Annotated in this window: 13 protein-coding genes; 3 read left to right on the top strand and 10 right to left on the bottom strand. The window is 71.1% G+C overall.

Annotated elements, in window-relative coordinates; genetic code table 11:
* Nucleotides 1-63: 63 nt before the first annotated feature.
* From V6U88_RS18695 to V6U88_RS18675, 5 genes are all read right to left on the bottom strand, one after another.
* Nucleotides 64-1,587: a glucoamylase family protein gene (locus V6U88_RS18695; RefSeq protein WP_334454675.1), complete on the bottom strand. Its 1,524-nt coding sequence runs from the start codon at nt 1,585-1,587 to the stop codon at nt 64-66.
* Between the two features lie 52 nt (nt 1,588-1,639).
* The gene (locus V6U88_RS18690; protein WP_334454674.1) at nt 1,640-2,527 is read right to left on the bottom strand and encodes a carbohydrate ABC transporter permease; all 888 of its coding nucleotides are present in this window, start codon (nt 2,525-2,527) and stop codon (nt 1,640-1,642) included.
* Nucleotides 2,528-2,537: 10 nt separating this feature from the next.
* Entirely contained in the window at nt 2,538-3,470 is a 933-nt protein-coding gene (locus V6U88_RS18685) for a carbohydrate ABC transporter permease (protein ID WP_334454673.1), read from the bottom strand.
* 1 nt (nt 3,471) lies between these two features.
* Entirely contained in the window at nt 3,472-4,743 is a 1,272-nt protein-coding gene (locus V6U88_RS18680; protein WP_334454671.1) for a sugar ABC transporter substrate-binding protein, read from the bottom strand.
* Between the two features lie 81 nt (nt 4,744-4,824).
* The gene (locus V6U88_RS18675; RefSeq protein WP_334454669.1) at nt 4,825-5,091 is read right to left on the bottom strand and encodes a hypothetical protein; all 267 of its coding nucleotides are present in this window, start codon (nt 5,089-5,091) and stop codon (nt 4,825-4,827) included.
* A 646-nt stretch (nt 5,092-5,737) separates the two neighbouring features.
* Here V6U88_RS18675 and V6U88_RS18670 point away from each other — a divergent pair.
* From V6U88_RS18670 to V6U88_RS18660, 3 genes are read left to right on the top strand one after another with little or no spacing between them, the layout of a single operon-like run.
* Nucleotides 5,738-7,594, top strand: coding sequence for a GH39 family glycosyl hydrolase (locus V6U88_RS18670; RefSeq protein ID WP_334454668.1), 1,857 nt, complete (start codon nt 5,738-5,740; stop codon nt 7,592-7,594).
* Between the two features lie 2 nt (nt 7,595-7,596).
* Complete coding sequence (locus V6U88_RS18665) at nt 7,597-9,384, top strand: GH39 family glycosyl hydrolase (RefSeq protein WP_334454666.1); 1,788 nt, start codon at nt 7,597-7,599, stop codon at nt 9,382-9,384.
* Nucleotides 9,381-10,919 (top strand): alpha-amylase family glycosyl hydrolase, encoded by a 1,539-nt coding sequence (locus V6U88_RS18660; RefSeq protein ID WP_334454664.1) that lies wholly within the window; start codon nt 9,381-9,383, stop codon nt 10,917-10,919. Before V6U88_RS18665 ends, V6U88_RS18660 begins: the two co-directional genes overlap by 4 nt.
* Before the next feature lie 122 nt (nt 10,920-11,041).
* Here the strand turns inward: V6U88_RS18660 and V6U88_RS18655 are convergent, their stop codons facing one another.
* From V6U88_RS18655 to V6U88_RS18635, 5 genes are all read right to left on the bottom strand, one after another.
* Nucleotides 11,042-12,919 (bottom strand): ABC transporter ATP-binding protein, encoded by a 1,878-nt coding sequence (locus tag V6U88_RS18655; RefSeq protein ID WP_334454662.1) that lies wholly within the window; start codon nt 12,917-12,919, stop codon nt 11,042-11,044.
* A gap of 1 nt (nt 12,920) precedes the next feature.
* Nucleotides 12,921-13,850, bottom strand: a complete 930-nt coding sequence (locus tag V6U88_RS18650) for an ABC transporter permease (RefSeq protein ID WP_334454660.1) — start codon at nt 13,848-13,850, stop codon at nt 12,921-12,923.
* A gap of 22 nt (nt 13,851-13,872) precedes the next feature.
* A complete protein-coding gene (locus tag V6U88_RS18645) occupies nt 13,873-14,868 on the bottom strand; it encodes an ABC transporter permease (protein WP_334454658.1) in 996 nt (331 codons plus the stop codon).
* Nucleotides 14,869-14,934: 66 nt separating this feature from the next.
* Nucleotides 14,935-16,608, bottom strand: a complete 1,674-nt coding sequence (locus V6U88_RS18640; RefSeq protein ID WP_334454656.1) for an ABC transporter substrate-binding protein — start codon at nt 16,606-16,608, stop codon at nt 14,935-14,937.
* On the bottom strand, nt 16,605-17,636 hold the full coding sequence (locus tag V6U88_RS18635) for a LacI family DNA-binding transcriptional regulator (protein ID WP_334454654.1): 1,032 nt from the start codon (nt 17,634-17,636) through the stop codon (nt 16,605-16,607). The genes V6U88_RS18640 and V6U88_RS18635 overlap by 4 nt, the downstream gene beginning before the upstream one ends.
* Between the last annotated feature and the right edge of the window lie 39 nt (nt 17,637-17,675).

The raw sequence follows: 17,675 nt of genomic DNA, 5'->3' as shown, positions 1-17,675 counted from the left end.
CGGCCGGGCTGATCCTGCGGTGGAGGGGGCGCGACTCCACCGCAGGATCAGCCGGACCTGGAATCAGTCGTCCGCCGGCTGCGGCACGGAGAACTCTTCCATCCGCATCAGCGGGGCCAGGCGCTGCTTCATGGCACCGCGGCTGAACGGTTCACGAAGCACGTCGTTGGCGAGGGCGTTGCCCAGCGCCGCCATGATCATGCCCTGGTCCAGGGACAGGTAACGCTGCGACGCCTGCCCGGTGGTCACGTTGATGGCGTCATAGAAGCCGCCGGGGCCGTACGCGTCGAAGTCCCGCCGCAGGTTCGCCAGGTTCCGCAGGGCCTCGTCCTCGGCGTAGCGCAGCGCGAGGAACGAGGCGTGCGGGGTCACCACGCCCTGCCCGTACGCGGTGGGCGACGCCTGCGCCGGCCGGCACTCCCCGTACCCGTAGTCGACCGTGGTGCGCTCCTGGTCGGAGGTGTATCCGCCGGCGTCCATCCCGATCGGGTCCACCCCGTACTCCCGGTACCCTCCCGCCGGGTTGTTCGACGGCGAGAACCCCCAGTACCCGTAACCGGCCTCGCGCAGTCCGTGCTCGATCTGCGCCCGCACGTACGTCGGGTGGTTGATCGCCCAGCTGCGGGTGCCCCACTTCTCCTCCGGCACGAACAGCGGCACCATCAACGCCTCGAACATCGACCCGCCCCAGGTCGGCACGAGCTGCATGCCGCGGTAGCGGTAGGCGCCCTCGAACAGCCGCACTCCGAGGTAGGTGCGCCACTCGCCGACGGCCCGCTGCTCGGACCACGCCCAGTCACAGCCCTCCGGCGGGAAGGTCCGCCACGTCCCGAAGTAGTGCTCGCTAGGAATCTGACCTGCGGCGATACCGAGGTAACTGGCGATGCGCGGCTCGGTGTTGAAAGCGCCGTAGTGGTGGCAGGTGTAGTAGACGTCCGGGCCGCCCCGGTAGTTGCCCGCGACCGAGCACCCCGGCGGCGGGTCCACCCAGAAGCCACCGCGGATCTGGCGTTCGGTCGGGTTGTAGTAGTACCCGAAGTCCATCCGGTCCAGCAGCGTCTGGGCCGGCGCCACCAGCTCCGGCACCTTGACCTTGACGATCGTCAGGGCGGTGGCGAGCCATCCGTTGTCGACGCTGGACAGGAACGGGTGGACCGTGCTGCCGTCGGCCGGCCACGTGGTGAGTTTCGCTCCCGTCGACGGGTCGTACCAGTTGTAGTACATGCCCGACGCTTGGTGGATCTCCAGTCGGGCCAGCGTGTCCAGGGTCTTGGCGATGCGGGCGCGGGCCTCGCCGGCGGAGATGAGCCGGGTCTCCCTGGCGACCACGGTGCTCCACAGGTACGCGCCGATGTTGGTCGGCGAGGTGTACGCCGAGCGGCCGGCCTGGTCGAGGTCACCGCCGATGTTGTCGGCGACCAGACCGGTGGCCGGGTCCACCATGGCGACGAAGGATCGCCAGGTGTCGGCGGTGTACCGGTGCAGCTCGGCCTTGCGGCCCGCAGTGGAGTGCGGGGCCGGGCCGGTCGGGGACGGTGGTGCGGCTGTGGCCGAGGGGGCGGAGGCGACGACCAGTCCGAGAGACATGATCATTCCTGCCGCGACCGTGAGACGAGATCTGGATCGCACGGAACACTCCTCACTTGAGGCCGGTCATGGCGATGCCTTGCACGAAGTAGCGCTGCAGCAGCACGAAGATGAGCAGGATCGGCAGGATGGTCGCCACCGAGCCCGCCATCAGCAGGCCGTAGCGGGTGCTGTTCTCCCCGATGGCGTAGAGCGCCAGGGCCACGGGGAGGGTGTACTTCTCCTCGGACTGGGCGACGACCAGCGGCCAGAGGAAGTTGTTCCAGGTGGCGAGGAACTGCAGGATCCCCAGCGTGGCCAGGGCCGGCCCGCACAGCGGCAGGATCACCCTGGTGAAGATTCTGAACTCCCCGGCGCCATCCACCCGGGCCGCGTGGATGAGGTCGTCGGGCAGGCCGAGGATGAACTGGCGCATCAGGAAGACCCCGAACGGCTGGGCCAACCACGGCAGGATGAGTCCGGGATAGCTGTTCACCATGCCGAGCTGGCTGACGAGCATGAACAGCGGGACGAACGTGACCATGCCCGGCACCATCAGCATCCCGAGGACGAGCGCGAACACGACCCGCTTGCCGGGAAACTGGAGCTTCGCCAGGGCGTAGCCGAGCATCGAGCAGAAGACGAGGTTGCCCACGGTGATGGCCAGGGCCACCACGGTGCTGTTGAAGAAGAACTGCGGGAAGTCCAGCTGCGTGAACAGTTGGCGGTAGTTGTCCGTCGTCGGAGACGCGGGCAGCCAGGTGGGCGGTACTTGCCGAAGCTCGGCGTCGGGTTTGAACGAACCGAGCAGCATCCAGAGGAACGGACCGACGAGGAGTACGAGGCCACCGGCGAGGACGGCGTACACCCACAGGTGCCCACGGGCCTCCGGCGCCGAGGTGGCTGGCCGACGGTGTGCGGGGGTCGGCGCGGGCGCCGGCGTCTGTACGGGAGTCGTCATGACGGTCCCCCTACGTCTTCGACCGGAGCAGCCGGAACTGCACCAGCGTCAGGACGAGAATGGCGATGAACAGGACATAGCTGATGGCCGCGGCGTAGCTGTAGTTGCCGAAGCCGAACTGGTTGTAGATGTAGAAGGCCACCGACAGCGTCTTGTCCAGCGGGCCGCCCTGCGTCATCACAAACGGCTCCTCGAAGAACTGCAGGTAGCCGATGCCGGTGATGACGCCGCCGAAGAGCAGCGTGGGCCGCATCATCGGCAGCGTGACGTGGCGGAACCGCGACCATGCATTGCTGCCGTCCATGGCCGCCGCCTCGTACAGATCCCGCGGGATCGCCTGCAGCCCCGCCAGGAAGATGACCATCAGGAACCCCATGTTCCGCCAGGCTGCCATGACGATGAGCGCGGGCATGGCCGTCCTGGTGTCGGTGAGCCAGTTCGGCCCGTCGATGCCGAGGTAGCCGAGCAGCGTGTTGACGATGCCGCTCTCCGGCTCGAGCAGGAGGCGCCAGACGACGGCGATGGCCACGATGCTCGTGACCACCGGCAGGTAGTAGCCGACCCGGAAGAACGTCCGGAACCTGGTGATTCCGGCGTCCAAGCCGACCGCCGCCGCAAGCCCGAGGACCATCGTCAGTGGAATCCCGACCACCACGAAGTACGCCGTGTTGAGGGCGGCCTGCCGGAACGTGTCGTCACCGAACAGCTTGACGTAGTTGTCCAGGCCGATCGGGTTGACCCCGAGGGGGTCGCGCAGATCGGCGCTGCGCAGATCGGTGAAGCTCATGGCGAACGAGGCCAGCACCGGGCCCGCCATGAACACCGCGAAGACGAGCAGGAACGGAAGCGCGAAACCCCAACCCGCGATGCCCTCGCGGCGCCTGACCCGGGCCCCCCGGTTGCCGCCGGTGCGCGCGGGTCGCTGCGCGGTGGCGGAGGCCACCTCAGCTCCCGGTGCCGATGGAGGAAGCCTTGGCCTGCATCTCCTTGGTGGCGGTGGCGGGATCGGAGACGCCGCGGACCACGCGCTCGATGCCGTCGTCGATCACGTCGGCGACCTGTTCCCAGGTGGCGATCGCCGGTGCCGACTTCGCGTCCTTGAGCTGCTCGCCGAACGCCTGGAGGAACGGGTCGTCGGCCAGCTTGCCGGACTGCCAGGACTCCTGCACCGACGGGAGGCTGCCGACCAGGTCGTACAGCTTCTGCTGGGCTGCCGGGGTGGTGAGGAACTGCACGAACTTCCAGGCCGCGTCGCGGTTCTTGGAATCCTTGAAGACCACCAGGTCGGAGCCGCCGATGAAGGACGTGCCAGCCTTCTCGCGCGGCATCTGCGCGACGTCCCACTTGCCCTCGATCGCCGCGCCACCCTGCTCCCGGAGGATGCCCATGTGCCACGGGCCGGAGACGAAGGCGCCGATCTCACCCTTGACGAAGCCGGTCTCCATGGCGCCGGGCGCGAGCTGCGTCGGCGAGAGTCCCTGCTTGAAGAAGGAGGCGTAGTACTCCAGCGCCTTCTGCATCTCCGGGGTGTCGAGGGTGAACTTGCCGTCCTGCATGATGTCGGCGCCGGCCTGCCAGGCGAAGGGCATGAAGGACTGCCACGAGCCGGTCCCGCCCGGCTGCAGGTAGGCGCCCCACTTGGCGCCGCCCTTGTCCTTCATCCCGTTGGCGAACTCGGTGAAGTGCTGCCAGGTGGTCGGCTTCTGCAGGCCCGCCTTCGCGGCGAGGTCCTTGCGATGGAAGATCAGCCGCGTCTCGACGTACCACGGGACACCGTAGGAGGTCCCGTCGACGACGGTGGTGTTCCACGCACCCTCGAAGAACTTGCTCTTGTCGAAGAGCCCGGTGGGGGTGGAATCGATCGCGCCCGTCTTGGCGAACTCGCCCATCCAGGTCGTACCCATCATGCTGACGTCGGGTGTCTGCCGACCCGCGATGGCGGTCGCGATCTTGTCGTGCGCCGCGTCGAACGGGAACGCCGTGACGTTGACCTTGGCCTCCGGGTTCTCCTTGGAGAAATCGGCGGCCAGCTCGGTCAGCTTCTCCCCCTCGGCGCCCATGGCCCAGACGGTGATCTCGCCCTTAGCCTTTCCGGCCGCGATCTCCTTGCCGGCGGGTTGCCCGCCGGAACCCGAGCCGCCCTCGTCCCGGCCACAGCCGGTCACGCCCAGCGCCAGGGCGACCACCAGAGCTGTCGCATACCTCAAGTGCTTCATAGCCCCTCCTTCTCCATGTGGTGCCACCGGGCGCCCGGCTCGCGCCGCTGTGGCGCGACGTGGTCGGGTGGCGACGACCGGTCAAGTGGAATCGGTGCCTGTCGAGCAGCCGCGGCCGCCTCGGATAACGAGATCGGTCGGCAGCACCAGGCCGGTCTCGAGCCGGCGCAACTCGTGGTCGCCGAGCGGATGCCGGGTCAGCGCGGCCGTCGCGGCGGCGTTGTCCACCCGTACGGCCGGCGCCCCGGGGGGCCCGTCGCCGACGAGCACCACGACCGGGAGCCTGGCGGCCAATTCCTCGATCGTGTCGTGGGAGCCCGTGCCGCCGAGGACGGCCAGACCGTCCACCCGGTGCGCCGTCGCGATGACCGCGGCAGCGGAGTCGGCGCGCCAGGTGGGTACACAGGATGTGGACAGTGGTCCGGGCCTCCGACGCCTCGGACTCGAAGCCCTGCGGTTCAGAGAAGTACGGACCGGACAGCCCGGGGAAGGCCAGGCCGACCGCACCGTGCCGGCGCGCCGCCAGTGTCCGGCCGAGATGGTGCGGCCGGTAACCATGCTCCTCGATCGAGCGCAGCACCCGGCGGCGGGTCTCCTCGAACACCTGACCGGTGCCGTCACCCGGGACACCGTCACGACCGGCACCCCGGCTGTGCGACCGATCTCCCGAACCGTCAGCCGACTGTTGCCCATACCTCCACCGACCCGTTACGTTCCGGTTGCTGTAACCGGTTACACCAGACCATAGGTAGGAGTGTCGCAGTACACAACCCCTCGACGACCATGAGCCGTCCTCGATGTCCACAGTCGCGCTGCACCGCCGCCGCATCCTCATCGACCATCGACCGCACCTGCTGCTCGCCGCCGCCCCGAGGACCGGCCCTGATGGACGGTGCGGTACGCGAAAAAGTCACGGCACCGCAGGCGCAACCGCCACAGAAACCGGTTACAGTGCTCGGACCGGACCACACGACACACCCCTGGAGGTGCCCCGGTGACGAGCACCAGCGACCACCAGCCGGCAGACGCCCGATCCGACTGGGAGGCCCGCATCGCGCTGCGCAGCGATGAGGAGGGCACGACGAGCGGGATCCCGCTGCTCGCCCCGCCCGGTGACCTGGCGGCCGACGCCGGGGTCGGCCACGTCCGACTGTCCTGGTCGCCGGTTCCCGGCGCCGTCGGCTACCTGGTGCACCGCGCACCGCTGCGCGACGGCGTACCCACCGGCGAACTCACGCCGATCGACCACCTCGGCGGCGACGTCCTCTCGGTACCCGACACCTGGTACGTTGACACCACCGGCGAGCCCGGCGAGCCGTACGCCTATGCGGTGGCCGCAGTCCCCGAGGTCACCGTGACCGGTCCGCTCAGCGCCCCGATCCACGCCGCCGCGCTGCCGGCCGACGGCAACGCCCCGACCGTCTCCCTACGGGTCGACGCCGCCGACGAGTGCGTGCCACTGCCCCGGCCGTGGCAACCGATGATCGGCAGCGAGCGGCTGTCCCAGCTGCTCTGCACGGACACCTCCGGCGGCCGGGAGATCGGCCGCGAGCTGCTCGCCGCGCTGCGCCGCATCCGACAGGAGATCGGCGTGGAGACGGTCCGCGCGCACTCGATCCTCCACGACGACCTGGCCGTCTACCGCGAGGTGGACGGCGCGCCGGTGATCGACTTCACCGGCGTCGACCGGGTCTACGACCTGGTCCTCTCCATCGGCCTGCGGCCGGTCGTCGAGATCGGCTTCATGCCCCGCGACCTGGCCAGCGACCCCGATCGGACGGTCTTCGAGTACCGCGGCGTCATCTCCCCGCCCAAGGACTGGGACCGCTGGGCCGAGTTGGTCCGGGCACTCGTCGCGCACCTGCTGGAGCGGTACGGCGAGACGGTGCTGAGCTGGGACTTCGAGGTGTGGAACGAGGCCAACCTGGAGGTGTTCTGGTCCGGCACCCGGGACGAGTGGATGCGGCTCTACGACGTCACCGCCAAGGCGGTCAAGGACGTCGACCCGCGGATCCCCGTCGGCGGGCCGTCGTCGGCCGCCGCCGGATGGGTGGACGCGTTGCTGGAGCACGCCAACCGCTCGGGCGCGCCGGTCGACTTCGTCTCCACGCACACCTACGGCAGCCCGCCGCTGGACCTGCGCCCGACCCTGCACCGGCTGGGCTTCCCGGACGCACGGATCCTGTGGACCGAGTGGGGGGTCACGCCCACCCACTTCCACCCGGTCAACGACGGCACCTCGGCGGCGACCTTCCTGCTCAGCGGAATGCGCTCGGCCGCCGGTCGGGTCGAGGCGCTCTCCTACTGGGTGGCCAGCGACCACTTCGAGGAGCTGGGCCGCCCGCCCCGGCTGCTGCACGGCGGCTTCGGTCTCATAACAGTCGGCGGCATCGCCAAGCCCCGCTATCACGCCCTGCGGATGCTCGCCCAGCTGGGCGAGACCGAGCTGAGCGTCCAGGCTTCCGGAGACGGCGCGAACGGGCTGGTGCAGAGCTGGGCCAGCCGGCGCGCCGACGGCGGCCTCGCCATCCTGGTCTGGAACTCCACCCTCGACCAGTCCAAGCGCGACGGTGACCCGGCGCTGGCCCGTCAGATCCGGCTGGCCGTCGAGGGTGCCGCCGGACGGACGGTGACGGTGACCCGGCTCGACCGCGAGCACGGCGACGTCACCACGCTGGCCGAGCAGCTCGGCGTGGCCGACTGGCCCACCGAGGAGCAGTGGGACGCGTTGCGCGCCGCCGACTCGCTGCCGGTCGAGAAGATCGACACCCGCGCTCGGGGCGGGGCCGCCGTGGTGGAGCTGCACCTGCCCCAGCCGGGGGCGGTGCTGATCGAGGTCGCCGGGAGCTGAGCGTGATCTCCCCCTCCGAGGCGACCGCGGGCGACGTGTCGCACGGACCACGGGCATGGGCCGGGCGCGGTCAGGTGAGCGTCGACTGGGACCGGGTGCCCGGCGCCGTGGGCTACCTGGTGCACCGCGCTGACGACGGCGGCCCGTACCAGGTGATCGACCATCGCGGCGGTGACCTGTTGGCGGTGCCCGGTCCGCCGTACGCGGACACCACCGTCGAGCCCGGACGCGCCGTGCGGTACTCGGTGCGCCCGGTGCTCGACGCGGACCGGCCCGGCGAGGCCCCCCTCGGGCCGCCGTCCGCGCCGGTCGCCGCTCTCGCCGACGGCGACGGCCTGGTCGAGGTGACCATCGACGCCGGTCGCCCGCTGGGGCCGGTGCACCGCCCGTGGCGGGACATGATCGGCTCCGAACACCTGAGCCTGCTGCTCAGCACCGACCGGGTCGGCGGCGAGGAGATGGGCGCGGGGCTCGCCGCCGCGCTCGGGCGGGTGCACCGCGAGCTGGGGGTCGAGCGGGTCCGGGCGCACGGCATTCTCGGCGACGACCTCGGCGTCTACCGCGAGGTCGACGGCCGCCCGGTGCACGACTTCACCGGCATCGACGCGGTGCTGGACGCGCTGGCACCTACCGGGCTGCGGCCGGTGCTGGAGCTGTCGTTCACGCCCCGGGCGCTGGCTCGTGACGCGTCACGGGTGGTCACCGCCGCGGGTGTGTCCAGCCCACCGCGGGACTGGGACCGGTGGCCGGCGCTGGTCGGTGACCTGATCCGGCACCTGCGCGCCCGCGTCGGCGACGCCGAGCTGCGCCGCTGGGCGGTCGAGGTGTGGAACGAACCCGACCTGGACTGCTTCTGGACCGGCAGCCGGGAGGACTACCTGCGGATGTACGACGTCACCGCCCGCGCCGTGCGGGAGGCCTGTCCCGGCCTGCCGATCGGCGGGCCAGCGACCGCCGCGACGAAGTGGGTCGAGCCGTTCCTCGATCACATCGACGCCTCCGGCGCCCCGCTGGACTTCCTCTCCACCCACGTCTACGGCAGCCCGCCGCTGGACCTGCGCCCGGCGCTGGCCCGGCACGGCCGGGCCGGCACGCCGCTGCGCTGGACCGAGTGGGGCCCCTCCCCCACCCACTTCGCACCGGTCAACGATTCGGTGCTCTCGGCGGCCTTCGTGGCCACCGGGATGCAGGAGGCGGCCGGCCGGGTGGCGTCGCTCGCCTGCTGGGTGGCCAGCGACCACTTCGAGGAGCTGGGCCGACCGTCCGCGCTGCTGCACGGCGGGTTCGGGCTGCTGTCGGTGGGCAACCTGGCCAAGCCCCGGTTCTGGGCGCTGTGGATGCTGGATCGGCTCGCCCCGGCGCAGCTCGCCGCTCGGCTCACCGGTGACGGCGCGGGTTCTCTGGTGCGGGCGTGGCCGTCGCTCGACCCGGACACCGGCCGGATTGCCATCGTGCTCTGGAACGGCACCCTGGACCAGGGTGTGCTCGACCGCCCCGACCAGCGCGACCGGCTGGAGCGGTCGGTGCGGCTGCGCATCGACGGGCTGCCGCACGGCGCGTACGAGCTCCGGCACCGGCGGCTCGACGAGCAGACGTCCAACCTCTCCGCCACCGCACGGCGGCTCGGCGTCGACCGGTGGCCGACCGGCGAGCAGTGGGCCGCGCTGCGGGCCGCCGACCGCCTCGCCGACGTGACCCCACCGGTGACCCTCACGCCGGACGGCACCATCGGGCTGCCGGTGACCCTGCCCATGCCGTCGATCTCCCTGCTGGAGCTGACCCCGCGATGACCGGCACCGGGCCGTGGTGGCGCGAGGCCGTCACCTACGAGGTCTACCTGCGCTCGTTCGCCGACGCCGACGGGGACGGGCTCGGCGACCTGGCCGGCGCGCGGTCCCGGCTGCCCTACCTGGCCGGCCTCGGCGTCGACGCGGTCTGGCTGACCCCGTTCTATCCGAGCCCGGACCACGACGGCGGCTACGACGTGTCCGACCACCGCGCCGTCGACTCCCGCATGGGTACGCTCGCCGAGCTGGACGGGCTGATCGCCGACGCCCACCGGCTCGGCCTGCGGGTGGTGGTCGACCTGGTCCTCAACCACGTCTCCAGCGCCCATCCGTGGTTCACCGCGGCCCGCGCGGCCGGCCCCGGCTCTCCGGAGCGGGACCGGTTCCACGTCCGGCCCGGCCGGGGCATCGCCGGGGAGCTACCGCCGAACGGTTGGCGGTCCATCTTCGGTGGGCCGGCGTGGGCGCCGTTCGGCGACGGCGACTGGTACCTGCACCTGTTCGACACCGAGCAACCCGATCTGCGGCACGAGCACCCCGAGGTGGCCGCGGACGCGGCGGCCACGCTGCGGTTCTGGCTAAACCGCGGCGTCGACGGGGTGCGCTTCGACGCCGCGGGCTCGCTGGTGAAGGACCCGGCCTACCCGGAGCTGCCCGCCGGCTGGCGCGCCGGTGACCCATCGCCGTACAGCGACCGCGACGAGGTGCACGAGATCTACCGCCGGTGGGCTCGGCAGCTCGCCGCATATCCGGGTGACCGGCTCGGTGTGGCCGAGACCTGGGGAGGGCCGGAGGTCATCGGGCCGTACCTGCGCCCGGACGAGTTGGGGCAGGCCTTCGCGATGGACCCGCTCTACTGGCCGCTGCGGCCCGAGCCCTGGCGGGCGGGGGTGGACGCGCTGCTCGCGGCCACTACCCGGCACGGGCGGCTGCCGGCCTGGGTGCACGGCAGTCACGATGTGAGCCGGGCGGCCCAGCGGTGGGGCCGCGACGGCGCCCGGGCCATGCTGCTGTTGATGCTCGCCCTGCCCGGCGCGGTGTACCTCTACGCCGGCGACGAGCTGGGCCTGCCCGAGGTGGCGCTGGCCGACGACGAGATCCGCGACCCGGTGTTCCGCCGCTCCGGCGGCACGGAGCGGGGCCGCGACGGCGCCCGGGTGCCGCTGCCGTGGACCGACGGGCCCGCGCCGTACGGCTTCGGGCCGGTCGGGTCGACCCCGTGGCTGCCGCAGCCGGCCGGCTGGGGTGGCTTCTCGGTGGCCCGGCAGGCCGACGATCCGACGTCGGCGCTGGCGCTGACCCGGGCGGCGCTGCCGCTGCGCGAAACGTGCTGGCGGGGCCGGCGGGCAGAGCTGTCCTGGTTGGACGCTCCGCCGGGCTGTCTCGCGTTCCGCCGGGGCGCCGACGGCCCCATTTGCCTGGTCAACCTCGGTGACACGGCGGTCGACCGGCGACCGTACGGTGGTCCGGTGCTGCTCGCCAGCGCACCGGTGGACGGCCCGACGCTGCCCGCCCGGTCGGCCGCCTGGCTGGCTTGACCGCCCGGAGCGGCGCCCGCGCTACGGACAGGGATGCGGCCGGAGCCGCCTCGCCCCAGCCGGACGTCGGGTCCGCGGCAACGGCTGCGGCGGGCCCGACGTCGCCTCGTCCTCTGGCGTCGCTACGCGCGGGCTGCCTTGGCGAAGGGGTTGGGGATCGAGTCGAGCAGCAGCCGCGTGTAGGCGTCCTGGGCCGCCCCGATCACCTCCCGGGTCGGGCCGCGCTCCACCAGCACGCCCTGGTTGAGCACCAGCACCTCGTCGGCAAGCAGTCGGGCACTGAGCAGGTCGTGGGTGATGTAGAGCATCGCGAGCCGCCGGTTGCGGACCAGCTCGCCGAGCAGCTCCAGAATCTCGGCGCGGATCGAGACGTCCAGCATGGAGATCGGCTCGTCGGCGATCAGCACCCGCGGGTCGGGGGCGAGGGCTCGGGCGGTCACCACCCGCTGGCGCTGCCCGCCGGAGAGCTGGTGCGGCAGCTTGTCGAGGAACTGTCCGGCCGGGGCGAGTCCGACGCTCTCCAGCAGTTGTGCCGAGCGTTCCCGGATCGCGGCGCCGCGCAGCCCGGCGAAGTTGACCAGCGGGCGGGACAGGGCGTACGCCACCGTCCGGGTCGGGTTGAGGGCGCTGAACGGGTCCTGGAAGACCATCTGCACGTGCCGGCGGTAGTCGACCAACGCCCGTCCGCGCAGCCGGTCCACCCGGACCTCCGCGCCAGTACCCCCGCTGAAGCGCACCTCCCCGGTGCTGGGGCGTTCGATGCCGGTGATGAGGCGGGCGATCGTCGATTTACCGCTGCCGCTCTGCCCGACCAGGGCGGTGACCCGGCCGGAGTGCAGGGTGAGCGACACGTCGCGAACGGCCTCGACGGTGCTGGTGCGCAGCCCGCGCCGGCTGGTGTAGCGCTTGGTGACCCGGTCGACGGAGAGGACGGCCTCGGCCGCCGCGTCGGGGGTGTCGGTCGGGTCGGTCAGGGCGCCGGTGGCCGGGAAGTGGCTCCCGATCGTGGCGGCGGCGTCCGCCGCGCCGAGCTGCACCACCGGCAGCCGGTTCTCCTGGGCCACCAGACAGCGGACCAGCCCGCCGTGGTCGGACAGCAACTCGGGGTGGACCTGGCGGCAGGCGTCCTCGGCGTGCGGGCAGCGTGGGGTGAACAGGCAGCCGCCCTGCGGCCGGGACAGGTCCGGTGGCCGGCCTGGGATGTAGGTGACCTGAACGTCGGGCAGGCGCGGGTCGGCGTACGAGCCGAGCAGGCCCCGGGTGTAGGGATGCCGCGGCTCGTGCAGCATGCCGGCCGCCGGGCGGTTCTCGACGATCTCGCCGCCGTACATCACCATCACCCGGTCGGCCATCTCCAGCACCGTGCCCAGGTCGTGGCTGATGAAGAGCACGGCGAAGCCCAGCTCGCGGCGCAGTTCGGCCAGCCGGGTGAGGATGCTGCGCTGCACGACCACGTCGAGCCCGGTGGTCGGCTCGTCGAGCAGCACCAGCTTGGGGCGCAGGGCGAGCGCCAGGGCCAGCGCCACCCGTTGCTTCATGCCGCCGGAGAGTTCGTGCGGGTACGCCTTGAGCACCCGGGAATCCAGCGAGACCAGGTCGAGCAGCTCGGTGGCCCGCGCGGTGACATCACCGGGGATCTTGTGCGCGGCGAAGGTGTCGGCGAACTGCGCCTGCACCCGGATCACCGGGTTGAGCGAGTTCATGCTGCTCTGGAAGACCGTGGACAGGTCGGTCCAGCGCAGCTTTCGCAACTGGTCCTCGATGGCGGTGGTCAGGTCGACGCCGTCGAAGGTGACCCGGCCGCCGCTGATCCTGGCCGGTGGGGAGAGCAGCCGCAGGACGGCGTTGCCCAGCGTCGACTTGCCGCAGCCGGACTCGCCCAGCAACCCGACGAACTCGCCCTCGTCGATGCCGAACGAGACGTCGTGCACGGCGCGGTTGGCCGGCTGGTCGCGCGGCGTGTAGGTGACGGAGAGGTGCTCCACCTGGAGCAGGGCCATGTCAATCCTCCCGGAGGTGGGGGTTGCTCAGCGCGTCGATGCCGAAGTTGATCAGCGTGAACGAGGTGATCAGCAGCGACAGCGCCAGGCCGGGGGCGATCAGCCAGGCCCACTGGCCGGTGAGCAGGGCGCCGCCGAGGCTGGCCTGGTTGAGCATGGTGCCCCAGCTGACCGTCTGCGGATCGCCGAGCCCCAGGAAGGCCAGGCCCGCCTCGCCGCCGATCGCGCCGAGCGCCGCACCCATGAAGCCGACCACGATCAGGGAGGTCATGTTGGGCACGATCTCGCGGGCGATGATCCGGGCGGTGCCGTCACCGGCGAACCGGGCCGCAGTGATGTAGTCGCGGGTGCGCAGTGTGATGATCTGCGACCGCTTGATCCGGGCGCCGTACGCCCAGCCGGTCACACTGATCACGAAGATGATCAGCCACAGACCACGGACCGGCGCGTACGCGGCCAGCGTCACCATCAGCGGCAGCGCCGGCACCACCAGGCCGAGGTTGATCAGGAAGGAGAGCACCTCGTCGACCCAGCCCTGCAGGTAACCGGCGGTCAGCCCGATGACCAGCCCGATCAGGGTGGAGAGCAGCCCGGCGGCGAGCCCGACGATCAGCGAGGTGCGGGCACCGACGACGAGTTGGCTGAAGACGTCCTCGCCCTGGGCGGTGGTGCCGAGCCAGTGACCGCCGGTGGGGCCGAGCGAGGTGGGGAAGGCGTCGTCGCGCGGGCCGTACGGCGCGATCAGCGGGGCGAAGAGCGCGACCACGATGAAAGCGCCGAGCATCAGCAGGCCGATGCGGCATTTCCGGTTGCGCCACAGGATGACGAACCAGCCGGGCAGCCGGCTGCGCCGGGCCAGCTCGGTGGCGGTGGCCTGGAGGCCCTCGGTGTCCGTGCCCGGTGTCGGTACGGCGGGAGCGGGTGTGCTCATGACAGCTCCTTGGTCCGCTCGGTCATGCCGTCTCCGCCTTTCGCACCCGGGGGTCGAGGAACCCGTACAGCAGATCGGCGAGGAAGTTGGCCACCAGCACGCCGACGGTGGTGAACAGGAAGATCGCCTGCATCAACGGATAGTCCCGGCTGGACACCGATTCCAGCAGCAGCCGACCCATGCCCGGATAGTTGAAGACCGTCTCGACGAGGACGGCGCCGCCCAGGACGCTGCCCAGCGCGATGGCGAAGCCGGTGACGTTGGGCAGGATCGCGATCCGGGCGCCGTAGGTGAGGGCGATGCGCCGCCGGGGCAGGCCGCGGGCGACGGCGAGGCGGGCGTGGTCCTCGCCGAGGCTCTGCACCATGTTGTTGCGCATGCCGATGATCCAGCCGATCGGGCCGGTGATCAGCAGCGCGACGGCGGGCAGCACGCTGTGTTGGAAGGCGTCGGAGATGAAGATCCAGCTCCAGCCGGGACTGCTGCCGCCGCCGTAGCCACCACGCTCGGGGAACCAGCGCAGGGTGATCGCGAAGACGTAGATGAGCAGCAGGGCGAGCCAGAAGAACGGCAGCGTGCCGAGGAACGTCGAGCCGAGGGTGATGACCGAGTCGACGCGGCTGTTGCGGCGGTACGCGGCCCAGGTGCCCAGCAGCGTGCCGACGATGAAGGAGATGATCTGGGTGACCCCGACCAGGATCACCGTCCACGGCAGCGCCTCGCCGATCATGTGGGTGACGCTGTAGGGGAAGTAGGTGTACGACACCCCGAAGTCGCCCTGGACCACCGCACCGAGGTACTGCAGGTACTGGTCGAAGAGGTTGCCGTCGGGGGCGCCGAGCATGATCCGGATGGCCTGCAACTGGGCCGGGTCGACGCTCTCGCTCTGCCCGGCCAGCCGGGAGACGATGGCCTCGGCCGGGTCGCCGGGCTGCAACCGCGGGATCAGGAAGTTCAGCGTGACGGCGGCCCACAGGGTGCCGAGGAAGAAGGCGAAGCGTCGGGCGAAGTAGGCCACCGGGGCCCTCCCTTCCGGGGGACGGGCCGGCCGGCGTGCGGGGGTGCACGCCGGCCGGCCATCGGCTTACTTGGCGTTGGTCCCGGTGGGCTTCAGGTTGGTGATGATGAGCAGGTTGTCGCTGGGCGCGGCGTAGGGGTTCTCCTCGCTGGGCCAGCCGGTGGCCTTCGCGGTGCGGTACTGGAACCACTTGGCGCCGTACCAGAGCGGGATCATCGGCACCTGCTCGGTCATGACCTTGGTCAGGTCGGCGACGGCGGCCTTCTGGGCCGCCTCGTCGGTGGCGGTGCGCAGGGTGTCGATCAGCTGGTCGGTACGGGGGTCGTTCCAGCGGACGAAGTTGCTGACCGCCTTCCTGCCGATCGGCGCCGACTGGTCGCTGGCCAGCGGCTCCTGGAAGTTGCGGAACATGTTGCAGCTTCCACCGTGCACGCCGAGCAGCATGTCGTAGTTGCCGATCGCCCGGTCGTTCTCGTACGCCTCGGGGGTGGGTGTCTCGGCCCGGACGGTGAACCCGAGCGAGGTCAGGTTCGCCACGATGATGCGCTGCGCCTGCACCCAGTCGGTCCAGGCGCCGGGAACCCGGAAGCTGAAGGCGATGGGCTTGCCGTCCTTGCCGACGCGCTTGCCGTCGCCGTTCTTGGAGTAACCGGCGGCGGTCAGGTCGGCGTCGGCCCTGGCCGGGTCGTAGCCGGCCACGCCCTGGTTGGGGATGTCCTTGGGCAGCCACTCGGCCTGCCCCGGGACCACCAGGCCGGTCTGGCTCGCCGGCTTGACGTAGCCGAGCTGCGCCTTGTCGACGATCTCCTGTCGATTGAACGCGGGCACCAGGGCCTTGCGGAAGGCGGTGTCGTTGAACGGCGCCTTGGTCAGGTTCATGTAGACGCTGATCGAGCCGCCGGAGGGGAACCAGTACTTGTTGTGCGCCGGGTCCCGGTCGACGTAGGCCTTCTTGATGTCCGGCACGAACATGGCGTTGCTGTCGTACTCGCCGCGGCTGAGCTTGAGCTGGTCGATCTGCCCGCCGCCGTCGGCCTTGTGGAACCGCAGCTCGTCGACCTTGACCTTGTCGGCCTGCCAGTAGTCGGCGTTGCGGCCGAGCGTGAGCTGCTGCGGGTTGAAGGCCTTGACGGTGAAGGGTCCGGTGCCGACCGGCTTCTCGGCGTTGGGGAAGGTCACCGGGTCGGCCACGGTGGACCAGACGTGCTTGGGCACGATCTTGATCTCGCCGAACAGGGTGAACGCCGCCGCGCCGGGCTGGGTGAACCGCATCGTGACGGTCTGCGGGTCGGTCGCCTCGACCGCGCTCAAGTACCGCCAGATCCCCTTGATGTCGAGCGCCTTGTGCTGCTTGAGCATGTCGTAGGTGAAGGCGACGTCGTCGGCCGAGAACGGCTTGCCGTCGTTCCACTTCACGCCCTGGCGCAGCTTCCAGACCAGCGTCTGCGGGTTGGTCCACGTCCATTCCGTGGCCAGCCAGGGCTTGGCCTGGCAGCCGTAGTTGTCGTAGGCGATCAACTGCTCGAAGACGTACTCGGTGGCGCCGAGCCGGCTGGCGTCCAGGTACGGGTTGTAGTTGGCCTGCGGGTTGCTGCCACCGCCGAAGTCGCCGTAGTCGAGGTAGGCGATCCGGCCGTCGGTGCCGGGGCCGGACATCTGCTCCGTGCCGGTGCAGCCGCTGGCCGCCAAGGCGACGGCCGCGGCGACCGCGGCGATCCGGGTCAGTCTCGATCGTTTCACTTGCCGGTACCTCCAGTGGGGGCTTCCGCCGGGCAGCCGCAACTGCGGCGCACGACGAACTCGGTGGGGAGAACGATGCTCTCGGGTGCCGCCGCGTGGGGGTCGGCGGCGGCGCTGAGGATCTGCCGGGCGGCCTCGGCGGCCAGGTCCCGGATCGGTTGCCGCACGGTGGTCAGCGACGGCGAGACGAGCGCGGCCATGGGCGCGTCGTCGAAGCCGGTGATGACGAGGTCTTCGGGTACGCGCAGCCCCCGGCCGAGGGCCCCGACGAGGACGCCGAGGGCGATCTCGTCGTTGGCGCAGACCACCGCCTGCGGGGCGGTGCCGTCGACGAGCAGCCGCTCGGCCGCTAGTACGCCGTCCGGCTGCTGCATGGCGACCCGGACCGGCTCGGCGGGCGGGGTGAGGTCCAGCTCCCGGTACGCCTGCCGGAAACCGGCCCACCGCTCGCTGACGTCGGGCGACCCGTCCGGGTTGCCGACGAAGGCCAGGCGGCGCAGGCCGTGGTCGACCAGCAGGTGTCGGGTCAGCAAGGTCATGGCCGGGGCATTGTCGACACTGACCGAGGAGACCGTGTCCGGTCCCCGGCCGGCAAGGACGACGACCGGGACCGTCGCGGCGAGCCGGAGCAGCGCCGTTTCGGAGATGGTGCCGCCGATGACGGCGATGCCGTCGACCCGGCGGGCCATCTCCAGCACCTGGTCGTCGGAGTCCTCGCGCAGATGCGTGCAGAGGATGTGCACGCTGGCCCGGGCTGGGACGGCCTCCGACTCGAAGCCCTGGATCAGTTCGGTGAAGTACGGGCCGGACAGGCCTGGGAAGACCAGGCCGAGCGCGCCGTGCCGGCGCGCGGCGAGCGCTCGGCCGAGGTGGTCCGGCCGGTAGCCATGCTCCTCGATGGCCTCCAGGACACGGCGGCGCATCTCCTCCGACACCTGGCCGGTGCCGTTGGAGACCCGGGACACCGTGGCGACCGAGACTCCGGCAAGCCGGGCGATCTCCCGAACCGTGACCCGACTATTGCCCATGACTTCCTCGATCCGTAACGTGCGTGACAGAAACCGGTT

This window comes from Micromonospora sp. CPCC 205739, assembly GCF_036906795.1.
In the GTDB taxonomy this organism is placed as follows: domain Bacteria; phylum Actinomycetota; class Actinomycetes; order Mycobacteriales; family Micromonosporaceae; genus Micromonospora.
The sequence above is the reverse complement of the archived record's forward strand: the minus strand, read 5'-3'. Positions and strand labels throughout refer to the sequence as shown.

Excerpts from the sequence above, each read along its gene's own strand:
- V6U88_RS18660 (WP_334454664.1), top strand. The coding sequence starts at position 9,381 with ATGACCGGCACCGGGCCGTGGTGGCGCGAGGCCGTCACCTACGAGGTC.
- V6U88_RS18690 (WP_334454674.1), bottom strand. The coding sequence starts at position 2,527 with ATGACGACTCCCGTACAGACGCCGGCGCCCGCGCCGACCCCCGCACAC.
- V6U88_RS18650 (WP_334454660.1), bottom strand. The coding sequence starts at position 13,850 with ATGAGCACACCCGCTCCCGCCGTACCGACACCGGGCACGGACACCGAG.
- V6U88_RS18655 (WP_334454662.1), bottom strand. The coding sequence starts at position 12,919 with ATGGCCCTGCTCCAGGTGGAGCACCTCTCCGTCACCTACACGCCGCGC.
- V6U88_RS18680 (WP_334454671.1), bottom strand. The coding sequence starts at position 4,743 with ATGAAGCACTTGAGGTATGCGACAGCTCTGGTGGTCGCCCTGGCGCTG.
- V6U88_RS18635 (WP_334454654.1), bottom strand. The coding sequence starts at position 17,636 with ATGGGCAATAGTCGGGTCACGGTTCGGGAGATCGCCCGGCTTGCCGGA.
- V6U88_RS18695 (WP_334454675.1), bottom strand. The coding sequence starts at position 1,587 with ATGTCTCTCGGACTGGTCGTCGCCTCCGCCCCCTCGGCCACAGCCGCA.